This is a genomic window from Salinimonas iocasae (assembly GCF_006228385.1).
In the GTDB taxonomy this organism is placed as follows: Bacteria; Pseudomonadota; Gammaproteobacteria; order Enterobacterales; family Alteromonadaceae; genus Alteromonas; species Alteromonas iocasae.
This window is the reverse complement of sequence record NZ_CP039852.1, coordinates 1,726,244-1,738,965: the sequence shown is the minus strand read 5'-3', so window position 1 is coordinate 1,738,965 and position 12,722 is coordinate 1,726,244. Positions and strand designations below refer to the sequence as shown.

The following is a 12,722-nucleotide window of genomic DNA, read 5'->3' as shown; positions in this document are numbered from 1 at the left end:
GCATTTTAGCAGGCTAGTTATTTACTGTGAAATTTTGTCCAGTAATCATTCACCGTCTGCTTCATTTCCTTACTTAGCATTAATATACCAAACAGGTTAGGCAGAGTCATAATTACAATTGCGACAGCTGAAAGTGCCCATACCAGCGTTGTATCTGAGAATGCTGCCCAAATGAAACCTGCAACATAGATAACCCGATAAGGCATTACCGAACGAGGGCCAGCCAGGTAGGTCATCGCTCTGTCACCATAATAGGACCACGCTATTGCAGTCGAGAACGCGAACAACATCAAGCCAATAGAAACAATGTACTGCCCCCAGTGACCAAAGTATCCCCGGGTAAATGCAATAGTTGTCAGTGCAGCTGAATGCACAAGAGACTTTCCGGAGACTTCCAGATTATCCTTGACCGGCTTGCCATCAACAATTTTAAGGGTCCCGGTAAATGGGTCCTCACCGCTAACAGAGTACTTCACGTCTTCAGCAACTGAACGGGCATTAATCAGTGTAAAGCCATCAGAAACTGCGGTGCCATTTACGATCCGGATATCTCCGCTATAAGCCTGGATATCGTGGTCTTTAATTTCGTTAAGGAAGTTATAGAGCTTGCCAACATCTTCAGCTGACTGATCATCATACGTTCCCTGCACAAAATACATGTCCGAACGGTCGAAGTTATTCTCGTGCTTTTCTTTCCAGACACCGGAAGACAGTATGACCAACCCGGTTATCGTACAGATCATGATGGTATCAATGAAAGGCTCAAGCAGTGACACCATGCCTTCTGACGCAGGCTCTTTGGTCTTAGCTGCAGCGTGCGCTATGGGCGCTGAACCCTGACCGGCTTCGTTGGAGAACAATCCACGATTCACGCCTTTGTTAAAGGCATACGCTAACGAAGCTCCCAAAAAGCCACCCGCTGCGGCTGAACCACTAAACGCATCACTGACAATAGCGACGAATGAAGGCCCGATATTTTCCAGGTTGGCAAAAATAACCGCCAGTGCACCTATCAGATAAATAACGGCCATCAGCGGAACGACACGCGCAGTAAATGCAGCGATGCGCTGAATGCCACCAAGGATAACCAAGGCCAGCAAAATACCCAGCACACTGCCAACAATGGCGGGCTCAAAGCCAAACGTTGCTTCGATACTTTGTGCAATACCGTTACTTTGTGGCAGGTTACCGGTACCAAACGATGAAATAACCGTTGCTACCGCAAACGCGATCGCGAGCCATTTCATATTCAGGCGTCTGTCCATGTAATACATGGGGCCACCAGCCATTGTGCCGTCTTCCGTTTGTACCCGATATTTGTGTGACAGGGTGACCTCAACAAATTTTGTTGTCATACCAAAAAATGCTGTTGCCCACATCCAGAAAAGTGCGGCAGGACCACCCAGATAAAGTGCGAAAGCTACACCACTGATATTACCCGTACCAACGGTACCGGAAAGCGCTGTGGTCAATGCACGAAAGTGCGTTGTATCGCCCGGCTCATTGCCTTTATCGAATTTACCGAAAACGACTTTCCAGGCATGTTTGAAATACCGGACCTGAGGAAATTTCAGGTAAATAGTAAAAAACAAACCGACGCCAAGTAAGACGAACGGAAACCATGGTGAGCCTCCCAGCACACCGTCTAACGACGTTAAAAAATTATACAACCCTTCCAAAACAGGTTCCCCTATGTATTGTTATTTTATTGTTCTGTGTTTTTTTATTATTTTGCGCTATCGCAAATCTGGTACAACTGCTCTGATGGCCACCAGAATATCCTCACCAAGTTGCTGGCACCGCTGTGCTGACCAACCAAATACAGGATCAGGTAAGTTATCATTATCTTTAAATGGCATTTCGAATGTATAGGCCAGGCAGTGGAAACGCTCGCCAACGGCATTTGACGCTACTGTCAGGTTCGCTTCTCCGGGCTTATCTTTGGGATAACCATGTTCATCCTGAAACTCAGGGGTCACAGTCAAAAGCGCCTGCTTGAAATTATCCTCGAGCATTTTTAAACGATCATCATATGATGGGATGCCTTCACTGCCAGCGACAAAGTTATACGGGAGCGCTTCATCGCCGTGTAGATCCAGATACATGTCTACGCCTATGGTATCCATTGCCTGAAGGGTATATAGCACTTCCGGGCTTTTATCCTCAGTGGGTTCTGCCCATTCGCGATTCAGATTTGTCCCTACAGCATTGGTACGCAAATGGCCACGTGCTGAACCATCCGGATTCATATTAGGAATGATATAGAAAGTCGCTTGCTCAAGAAGCTGTCTGGACAAACCGTCCTCTTCATCCAGCAAACGATAAATCAGCCCTTCTGCACACCACTGAGCCATCGATTCGCCTGGGTGCTGACGAGCAGTGATCCACACTTTCTTTTTGTGTTCGGCCTCATCTCCAATAACCAGCATCGAAAGATCGCGACCATCCAGTGTCTGACCTAACAAACGATGCTCACAATCTAAAAACATTTGCGCATCACCCACTAAATCAAGGTGGCGCTCATAGCTGTAAGGTACGAAGTAAGCAAAATAAATGGAAGGTTGCTCAAGGGTTACCTCAAAAGACAGGTTATCGCCGTCAAATTCACTATCGACACGAAACCACGTCTGACGGTCGTAAGAAGCAAGGACGTTATAATCCTTCCAGCCATCCGGATATGCTGATTTGGCAAGTTCAGTGATTGTTATTTTATGTGCTACAAAGGTCTCACTGAAAAGTCTGAAGTGAAACCATTGATAAAAATCAGATTGATTATCGTTATTTATTGCCAGCGTAATATTTTCTGGAGAGTCTGCGTTAATAACGCGAATGTTACCGCTGTCAAACTGACTGGAAATATGCATATCGTCGATGTTCCTCAGATGAGTTTGCGCGGTAATTTAGCATACAGTGTTTGGTTAATACCATGTTTAAACCGTATTACTTGACTGACAACAGCTGGATTGAAGGCAAAAGTGTTCACTGAAAGTGACACCTGTATAACGAATCATCAGTTTACTCGCCCGCCTCGCTCTGAGCGCCGTTTTTAGCGGGTTTAGATTTTTTTGCGCCCGGCACATCCGGTCCCGGTGATGATAACCAGGTACGAACACGCAAGCCGGCAGCCGAAGAATAACCCAGCGCTCGATCGACAACTTTAAATTGTTCATCCAGCAGATAGTAGGATGGGTATCCCTGAACCTGAAAATTGGATTTTAATTGCGCATTGCCTAAATAGACAGGTCCTTTGACATCAGCCTCGCTGATAAAACGTTTAACATCGGCAACACTGTCATAGTCCAGAGCAATTCTGAATACCTGATAGCGGGATTTATCCACGACATCGGTATTGCTGATGCTCATTTTACAAATCTCACACCAGGGGGCAAAAAAGTAAATAAGTGTACGTTTTCCGGCTCGGGCGGTGATGGTATAAGGCTCGCCATTCAGGGTTTTTACAAAGGTCACAGACGGTGCTACATCACCATCTGTAGATAGCATTCCGCGCATTTGCCACTGACTGATACCATAGATAACCGCAATAATAATCGCTATATCGCGGATCCAGCGCACCAGCGATCGTCTGTACCATGGCAGGGAGTTATTTCTGTTCATTATTTATTCCCTTGGAATTTTTTAACACGTTGTTACTACGTATTATTTCCATCAAGGTACAAAAAAACCGACATTGAATCCACAATGTCGGCTTTTTTATTCAATGTGCGATTACGCTGGCAATGTTGGGAATGCAAGATTGGCCATATCACGCACCACTCGCATTACCTGACAACTGTAACCAAACTCGTTGTCGTACCACACATAAAGTGTCACGCGATTATCCGCAACGATAGTCGCCTGTGAATCCACTACCGACGCGGCACGAGAGCCTACCAGGTCACTGGATACAATCTCTTTGCTGGCAGTGAAATCAATCTGATGCTGCAGCGGTGAGAATAACGCGGTATCGCGCAAGAACTCATTCAACTGTAATTTGTCGGTCTGCTTGTCCAGGTTCAGGTTCAGAATCGCTAATGAAACGTTCGGCGTTGGTACCCGAATAGCATTTCCGGTCAGTTTACCCTCTAGCTTAGGATAAGCTTTAGCTACAGCCTTCGCAGCGCCGGTTTCGGTGATAACCATATTAAGTGGCGCACTACGACCGCGACGCTCTGCTTTATGATAATTGTCAATCAGGTTTTGGTCGTTCGTATAAGAGTGGACCGTCTCTACGTGACCACCTGAGATCCCATATTCTTCATCCAGCGCCTTCAATACCGGCGTGATTGCGTTTGTTGTACAGCTGGCAGCGGAGAGAATGGTGTCATCGGCAGTGATATTGTCGCTGTTAACCCCATGCACGATGTTCTTGATATCGCCTTTGCCCGGCGCAGTCAGAATGACTTTTTCCGTACCTTTCGCTTTCAGGTGAAGACCCAAACCATCGCGATCACGCCAGATACCCGTATTATCAACGACGATTGCATCATCAATTCCGTACTGGGTATAGTCTACTTCGTCCGGGCTGTTAGCGTAGATGACCTGAATAAATGCGCCGTTGGCTTTAATTGCCTGACGTTCTTCATCCACCGTAATACTGCCATTAAACGGGCCGTGTACTGAATCACGGCGCAACAGACTGGCGCGTTTTTCCAGATCACCTTCACGACCACCACGTACAACAATAGCGCGCAAACGCAGTTTGTTGTTCATGCCCTGACGTTCAATTAACAACCGTGCCATCAGTCGACCAATACGACCGAATCCATACAGCACAACATCGCGAGGCTTCTGATCGTCCTCTTTATCAACAACACTTTGTAACTGCTGACGCAAATACGCGTTCAGGTCAGTTTCATCAACAGCCGAACCATAATGGAAGTCAAAGGCAAGTTTGCCAATATCAATTTGCGCAGGTGCCAGCGTCATTTCATTGAGTGCTTCCAGAATAGGCCAGCTTTCTCTGAGACGCAGCTTAATACCTTCATGCAAACGCACCATCCGATGCGCTTTAATCACATCAATAGCACTGGCATTTAGCAGTGGACGACCATATACAGAAATCTCTACGGCGAATTTGCGGTACAGGCTACCGATAATCGGTAACATTTTTTCTGCATACTCCTGACGTTCCTGCCAGCTACTTTGTAATTCCTGTTCGAACTGTTGATTCATGCCTTTGCCTTCATCGACTAAAATAGTTTAGGAAGTGAACATACCGAGCTGTTATTTAGGGTACACTAGGTGAGTAAGTCGCTCGGTTATGAACGCTGGTATTCTAGATAAGGTAGTAAGGAACGCCAAATTGTTGATAAATTACAATAAACAGTCTTTTAGCCACTACTCTCCCTATTCTTTTGGTAAATTTTCGTCAATTCTGCTCTGCAGCGCCGTTTTGTGTCTCAGCGGATGCGATAGCTGGGGTGAAAAGAGTATTGCGCAGATTTGTCAGGATTCCCCTTCCCTGTGTAATGACCTTAATCCGGATGCCTGGTGCCGTTCAGAGAAAGCTGAAATCATTCGTCACCGATTCAATCATCAGATTGAAGCCACAGAGAAGCAGAATTATGACATGCTGCTGAAGTGGGAAGATTATAAAGTGTGCATTGCCAAAGCTGCCGGTATCCGTCACGTTAAGCATAGGGAAAAGGAAGCAGGCCGAATGAAAGGATTGCTGACTGCAGAGCGGGAATTAAAGCGGTTGGCCTGGAAGACTAAAAACGCGGAAAACCCTTATCTGGCATACTATCACTGGTCAAGATTCAGTGACGCTGACGCCAGAGCGCGATTTATGCGATTTGCGAAAGACGGCAGCTTATATAACGATCCTGCTTTACTGGTGGCTCTGGCAAGTATTCAGATAAAAACTGACGAAGAAGCCGCCCGAAACACACTTTACGAAGCGCTTGAGCGAGTCAATAACGATAATATGGTCGAGAACGCCGTGTTTTTAAGTCTCAGCACCCTCGCAATAGATCAGGAAAATGTCGCAACCGCTTATTTATGGGCAATTGTTGCAAGTCATTTTAACGCCCCGGTGGATATACCTGCTTATCGACAGATGGCTATTGCTTCGAATGTGAACACCGATGAGATTGAATCAAAGGCCGAAGAGGTAATAGATGATCTGCAGGACGGTAAATTTAATGCTTACCGTGCAGGTATTCATAAGCTATGAACCCGTAACAAATTTTCAGTTTTAATTACCAAGAATCAGCAAATTACCTACAAAAAAAGAGAGCACAGGCTGTGCTCTCTTTTTTAATCGGTCTGACCAGATTAAATAATGACCAGATGTGAAGCCTTAGCCTCTTACCGGATTATCCTCATCGCCCTCAGCTTTGAAGTTCATTGAAACAGAATTTACACAATAACGCTGACCGGTAGGCTGCGGTCCATCAGGAAAGACATGACCCAGATGGGCATCACATTGCTTACAGAAAATTTCGGTACGCATCATGCCATGCGAGCTGTCATCACGATAGCCAACATTATCCTGCTCGGCCTGTTGGTAAAATGACGGCCAGCCACAACCAGCATCAAATTTAGTATCTGAGGGAAACAACGGCGCACCGCACGACTTACACACATACATGCCCTCGCGGGATTCATCGAGTAGTACACCAGAAAACGGCCGCTCTGTACCTGATTCACGGATAACCCGATGTTCTTCGTCTGTTAGCTCAGTCTGATTAGATTTTTGCATACCGCCTCCTCACTTTTGCTTATTTTTTGATAGCAACCTGGGGACGATCCGGATCGCTCCAGTTCAGATGAAACTTCTTACCGGCTGGCTTATCGACGCGCTGGAAGGTATGCGCCCCAAAATAATCTCGCTGGCCCTGTAACAGGTTAGCCGGTAACACCGCAGAACGGTATGAATCATAATAGCTCAACGCTGACATCATTGCCGGACAGGGAATGCCTGCCATGGTGGCATCAGCAATAGATGTGCGCCAGTCTGACTGCATCTCTGTTATCTGATCAGCAAAAAACGGATCGAGCAGCAGATTTTTAAGACCTTCATCTTTTTCATAAGCCTGAGCGATGGATTGCAGGAATACCGCACGAATAATACAACCCGCGCGCCATATTTTTGCAATTTCACCGAAGTCCAGATCCCACCCATGCTCATTTGCCGCGGTCGCCATAAGCTGAAAACCCTGCGCGTACGCGCAAATTTTCGAGCAATACAGCGCCTGCTCCAGTTTATGCACAGCTTCCATCTTTTCATCGTCAGACAGGGATGGGGCATGCGGACCTTTCAAAATTTCGCTGGCCGCAACCCGCTCTTCTTTAAGCCCGGAAATACTGCGGGCAAATACCGCTGATGTAATCGTCTGCGCAGGACTTCCCACTTGCAATGCACTGACCGCCGTCCACAGACCGGTTCCTTTCTGCCCGGCTTTATCCAGGATCACATCGACCAGTGGCTGTTTGGTTTCAGGGTCAAGCTGCTCAAGCACCTCTGCACTGATTTCCATCAGATAGCTGTTGAGCTTACCATCGTTCCAGCGACGGAATACTTCGGCGATTTCGGCTGCTGACATATGAAGTGCTGTACGCATAATCTGGTAGGTTTCGCAAATAAGCTGCATGTCTGCATATTCGATACCGTTGTGAACCATCTTCACATAGTGTCCGGCGCCCATCGTACCGATGTAAGTCGCACAGGCTTCACCTTCAGTTACCGGTTGGCCGGGTGTATAGGTTTCCAGAGGTTTGCCGGTCTCGGGGTCAACCTTCGCGGCGATGGCTTTTAATACCGGCTCAATCCGGGTCCACGCATAAGGATTGCCCGATGGCATAAGTGAAGGTCCAAAGCGTGCACCGACTTCACCGCCGGATATGGCTGTAGTGAAAAAGATAAATTTGCTTTTGTAATGCTCTTCGCGCTCGACAGAGTCGGTCCACAGGCTGTTACCGGTATCGATAACGATATCATCAGCCTTGATGCCCGCATCAATGAGGTGGTTACAAACATGGTCTACCGGATCACCGGCAGGAACTGAGAGAATAATTAGATGAGGAGCTTTGAGCTTACTGAGTAGCTCGGTATAGGAATTACAGCCTTCCAGACGTGCAGGTTTATCACCACGCTCGGCGCTATCTTTAGCCAGAATAGCGTCAACTTTTGTCTGATCCAGGTCGAAGCACGCGACCCGATAACCATTATCCGCCAGATTGAGCGTCAGATTCGCACCCATAACGCCCAGACCGATAAATCCGATATCACACTTATGTTGTGCGTCTTGCTTTCCATCTTCGTTTTGCATGGTTTCCACCCTATGTTGCAGATGGCTGCGCATGATATCACCCGATACGCGCCACAACACTATTAAAGGAAGATTTTCAACGAAAAAAAGTGATTATTGGATCGTATCCGAATATGTACAACCGCTGTTATCAGCGACGCGACTATTCATTGTACAGTGGTCAAGGTATCAGCTGACTGAGCCCCTGCCTTCAGGATGGAACAACGCGACAGAGTGACCCGCTGCACTATAAATTTTTTGTACGCATAGCTCGGGCTGCTCACGCACTGACGAATAGTGCGTATCAAGTTTCAATCGCCATCCGCGGTGCTGCGAGCTATTTGGCAATGTGAAGCGCACAGTATCTTTATCGGCATTAAAGCACATATACCAATGTTCAGCATGTCCACTGGTGGGCGCCTTGCCGACAATTTCCAATGCGAAAGAACGATTGTCAGATGCATGCCAATGCGCAATCTCTTTTTCTGATCCATCCGGAACAAACCAGGTGATACGCTTTACATTAACCTGTTTCTGCCAGTCATCACCGGCCATGAGCAGGTGAGATAGCAGGTCACTGTTTTGCCGAAGCGCTATCACATACTGACAGAACTCAAGAAAATCCTGCTTTCGTTTATTCAGACTCCAGTCATACCAGTTTATCTCGTTGTCCTGGCAATATGCATTGTTGTTACCCTGTTGGGTGCGGCTTAACTCGTCACCGCCAAGTACGTGCGGCGTTCCCTGACTGAATATCAGCGTGGCAAATAAATTACGCTTCTGCTGTTCACGTATAGCGATAATGTGTACATCATTTGTCTCGCCTTCCACACCATAATTGGCAGACAGATTGTGCCCGTGACCGTCGCGATTCCCCTCACCGTTTGCTTCGTTATGCCGTTTTGCATAACCGACTAAATCCTGAAGACAAAAGCCATCATGGTAGGTGATGTTGTTCACTGAGGTATAGATTGGGCGAATCCCTCGGGTAAACACATCATCAGACCCCATAAGTCGTGTAGCAAAGTCCGGCGCCGTGCCCTCATCGCCGCGCCAGAAAGCGCGTACGGTATCTCTGAACTTATCATTAACCTCCAGCCATTCACTGCCAAACTGGCCAAGCTGATAACCGTCAGGTCCGATATCCCACGGCTCAGCAATCAAGACCGCCGTTTTTAGCACCGGATCCTGACGCATTGCCTGAAGTAATGCCGAGTGCGCAGAGAATACCTGCGGACTGCGGCCCAGCGAAACAGCCAGATCAAAACGAAACCCATCCACACCAATGGTTTCTGTCCAATACCGCATTGCATCCATGATCAGCTGCATCATACAGGGCGATGCTGAATTGACTGTATTCCCACACCCCGAATGGTTGCTGTATACCAGGTCACCATTAGGTGACTGCTCAAACAGATAGCTGTGGTATGGGCTGAATCCCTTAAAGCTGATTACCGGCCCGCCCTTGCCTCCTTCAGCTGTATGATTGAATACCACATCAGCGATCACCTCGAGGCCCGCTTCGTGGTATCGGTCTATCATATACTGCAACTCGCCTAACGCATCAGAAATAGCGTAACGAGGCTCTGGCGCGAAAAAGCTGACAGGGTTATAGCCCCAATAATTAGTTAAGCCTTTCTCGGTAATGTATGGCTCTGGCATAAAAGCTGCCATCGGCATGAACTGTACCGATGTAATTCCCAGCTCTTTTAGGTGCGCAATAATAGCCGGGTGGCAGGCACCGGTATATTTTCCGCGTTGTTCTTCAGGCACATCAGGGTGTGTTTTGCTTAACCCTTTCACATGTGTTTCATAAATAATGCGCTGATGGTCAACAATTGTCGGCTTGGGAGGTCTTGGTACCTGATAAGCACGCTCATCAATGACCAACGCCTTGGGTATCATAAAATGTGAGTCATTCTGATACTGGCGCGCATTCCAGTGGATTGGCCGACTGAGCATTTTTGCATATGGATCTATCAGCAGTTTATCTGTCGGCGCTACCAATAACGCATTCTCTGAGCGGTTGACCCGATAAGCGTAGTGCTGATGATGACCTATACCACTGATATGCCCATGCCATATATCGCCGGTTTTATTTTCAAGAATAAACTCGTTCACAGGCTCTTCAGTGTCGGCACTGAATAAGCATAGAATCACTTCAGTTGCTTCTGGTGAAAAGACAGCGAAGTTAACCCCAGCCTCTGTGATAGTCGCGCCAAGCGGCCCCGGGGCCCCGGCAGTTTGTCGCATGATTTCTTTTTGCATGGTTTATTCTGATTCTAGCTGCCAGTATACAGTTGCCAGGGGAGGCAGTGTGACTTCTATACTAAAGGGCTGTCCGTTCCATTCATGTTTGTCAGCCACTACCGACTGAGGCACAGAAAACCCGCTTCCCCAATATGTTTCTGCATCAGTATTAATCAGTACCGAATACGTACCCGGCGCCGGCACCCCCACTCTGTAGTGTTCTCTGGGCATAGGTGTCATATTGCATACCACGACCACCAGGTCCGTGTCAGTGTTGCCTTTACGGCAAAATGACATCACACTTTGCTGCGCGTTGTGGTGATCAATCCAGTTAAAGCCCGATGGATCGTGATCAAGCTGGTGCAATGCCGGCGTATTCGTATAAGCACCGTTTAGTGCTTTGTATAAACATTGCATACCATGGTGCTTGGGATATTCGAGCAGGTGCCAGTCTAAGGAGCTATCGTGATTCCACTCACGATACTGGGCAATCTCGATACCCATGAAGTTCAGCTTTTTACCGGGATGGGCAAACATAAAAGCAGCATACGCACGCTGGTTAGCCGCAGCCTGCCATTCATCGCCCGGCATTTTGCCCAGGATACTCCCTTTGCCATGTACAACTTCGTCATGAGAAAGCGGTAGCACAAAGTTTTCATCAAACGCATATACCATGGAAAATGTCATTTCATCATGGTGATAGCGCCGGTAAGCCGGATCTTTGGCCATAAAGTGCAATGAGTCATGCATCCAGCCCATATTCCACTTAAAACCGAAACCAAGGCCGCCCGCATCTGTGGGACGGGAAACCCCCGGAAAGGAGGTAGATTCCTCGGCAATCGTCATCGCCCCGGGGTACTGACGATAGACTTCTTCATTCATCCAGCGCAGTAAACTTATCGCTTCGTAATTCTGATTACCACCGTCAACATTTGGGATCCATTCGCCATCATTGCGCGAATAATCCAGATAAAGCATAGAGGCAACGGCATCGACCCGAAGACCATCTATATGGAATTTATCCAGCCAGAATAACGCATTAGCGACCAGAAATTGCCTGACCGTGTCTTTGCCAAAGTCGTAGATGCAGGAATTCCAGTCCGGGTGCCATCCTTTGCGGGGATCGTCATATTCATATACATGACTACCGTCAAATCGCGCCAGACCATGGCCATCTTCCGGAAAATGTGCCGGTACCCAGTCGATGATAACACCCAACCCCGCCTGGTGGCATTTGTCCACGAAATATTTGAAATCGTCAGGATTACCGAAACGACTAGTGGGTGCAAACAGCCCCACCGGCTGATAGCCCCACGAGCCATCAAAGGGAAACTCTGATACCGGCAGTAATTCAAGGTGCGTATATCCCATATCGACGGCGTAAGGAATTAACGTCTCGGCCAACTCGTGATAGGTCAGATAACGTCGATCATCGTCGGGTTTACGCCACGAGCCCAGGTGCACTTCATAAATGCTCATAGGTTTGTGGTAACGATCTTCGCCGCGTTGCTGCATCCAGTTATCATCCTGCCACTGGTAGATACTGTGATCATGAATGACGGAAGCATGTGAGGGGTACTGCTCAGCAAAATACCCCATGGGATCTGCTTTGTGCGGTAAATCGTTGCCCTGACTATCTTTAAGCTGGAATTTATACCGCTCACCTACCGCCAGTTGTGGTATTACCAATACCCAGTAACCCATATCTGTTTTCTGCATAGGATGCACTCTGGCATCCCAGCCATTGAAATCACCTATTACAGAAACCGCAGAAGCATTGGGAGCATATACGCAAAAACGAATGGCACTCTCGTTACCAGCTTTAACAATGTGCGCACCGGCTTGCTGATACAGGTTCTGGGGCGAGTGATCAATATAATGCACAGCGTGGTAAGCCAGATCCTGAAATTGGTATGGATCAATGCTGGTGGTTTCATGCTGTGCGTATTTTGCAGTTACCTGATAGATATCTGCTGGTGTGAGGCCCTTAACAATACCACTAAAGACGCCCGGCTCTGCCGTGCCCTTAAGGGTTACCTTATTGTTATCATCACTGACTTTATGCACGGTGACCGACTCAGCATCAGGCCGCCATACCGTTACCTGCATGCCATCGGGCCTTTCAACCGGACCCAGGACTGCGAAAGGATGGGTACAACCGGCTCGCGCCAACTGCTGCTCAACGTGCATAAACAACTCCTTTTTATGGTGCCTGAATTG

At 47.7% G+C, this 12,722-nt stretch carries 9 protein-coding genes; 1 reads left to right on the top strand and 8 read right to left on the bottom strand.

From position 1 onward, the window contains the following. Nucleotides 1-17: 17 nt before the first annotated feature. From FBQ74_RS07590 to FBQ74_RS07575, 4 genes are all read right to left on the bottom strand, one after another. The gene (locus tag FBQ74_RS07590; protein WP_139756102.1) at nucleotides 18-1,679 is read right to left on the bottom strand and encodes an alanine/glycine:cation symporter family protein; all 1,662 of its coding nucleotides are present in this window, start codon (nucleotides 1,677-1,679) and stop codon (nucleotides 18-20) included. Between the two features lie 57 nt (nucleotides 1,680-1,736). Next, nucleotides 1,737-2,864, bottom strand: a complete 1,128-nt coding sequence (locus tag FBQ74_RS07585; RefSeq protein WP_139756101.1) for a M14 family metallopeptidase — start codon at nucleotides 2,862-2,864, stop codon at nucleotides 1,737-1,739. Between the two features lie 151 nt (nucleotides 2,865-3,015). After that, entirely contained in the window at nucleotides 3,016-3,615 is a 600-nt protein-coding gene (locus FBQ74_RS07580; protein WP_139756100.1) for a TlpA family protein disulfide reductase, read from the bottom strand. Nucleotides 3,616-3,726: 111 nt separating this feature from the next. Continuing rightward, on the bottom strand, nucleotides 3,727-5,172 hold the full coding sequence (locus FBQ74_RS07575; protein ID WP_139756099.1) for a glyceraldehyde-3-phosphate dehydrogenase: 1,446 nt from the start codon (nucleotides 5,170-5,172) through the stop codon (nucleotides 3,727-3,729). A gap of 130 nt (nucleotides 5,173-5,302) precedes the next feature. On the opposite strand from FBQ74_RS07575, the gene FBQ74_RS07570 reads away from it, so the two are divergent. After that, on the top strand, nucleotides 5,303-6,175 hold the full coding sequence (locus tag FBQ74_RS07570) for a DUF2989 domain-containing protein (RefSeq protein WP_168190632.1): 873 nt from the start codon (nucleotides 5,303-5,305) through the stop codon (nucleotides 6,173-6,175). A 126-nt stretch (nucleotides 6,176-6,301) separates the two neighbouring features. Here FBQ74_RS07570 and msrB read toward each other — a convergent pair whose 3' ends face one another. From msrB to glgB, 4 genes are all read right to left on the bottom strand, one after another. Further along, on the bottom strand, nucleotides 6,302-6,703 hold the full coding sequence (msrB, locus tag FBQ74_RS07565) for a peptide-methionine (R)-S-oxide reductase MsrB (RefSeq protein WP_139756097.1): 402 nt from the start codon (nucleotides 6,701-6,703) through the stop codon (nucleotides 6,302-6,304). 19 nt (nucleotides 6,704-6,722) lie between these two features. After that, nucleotides 6,723-8,273, bottom strand: a complete 1,551-nt coding sequence (gene gndA, locus FBQ74_RS07560) for an NADP-dependent phosphogluconate dehydrogenase (RefSeq protein ID WP_139757899.1) — start codon at nucleotides 8,271-8,273, stop codon at nucleotides 6,723-6,725. Nucleotides 8,274-8,441: 168 nt separating this feature from the next. Beyond that, a complete protein-coding gene (gene glgX, locus FBQ74_RS07555) occupies nucleotides 8,442-10,520 on the bottom strand; it encodes a glycogen debranching protein GlgX (protein ID WP_139756096.1) in 2,079 nt (692 codons plus the stop codon). A gap of 3 nt (nucleotides 10,521-10,523) precedes the next feature. Beyond that, entirely contained in the window at nucleotides 10,524-12,692 is a 2,169-nt protein-coding gene (gene glgB / locus FBQ74_RS07550; protein ID WP_139756095.1) for a 1,4-alpha-glucan branching protein GlgB, read from the bottom strand. Between the last annotated feature and the right edge of the window lie 30 nt (nucleotides 12,693-12,722).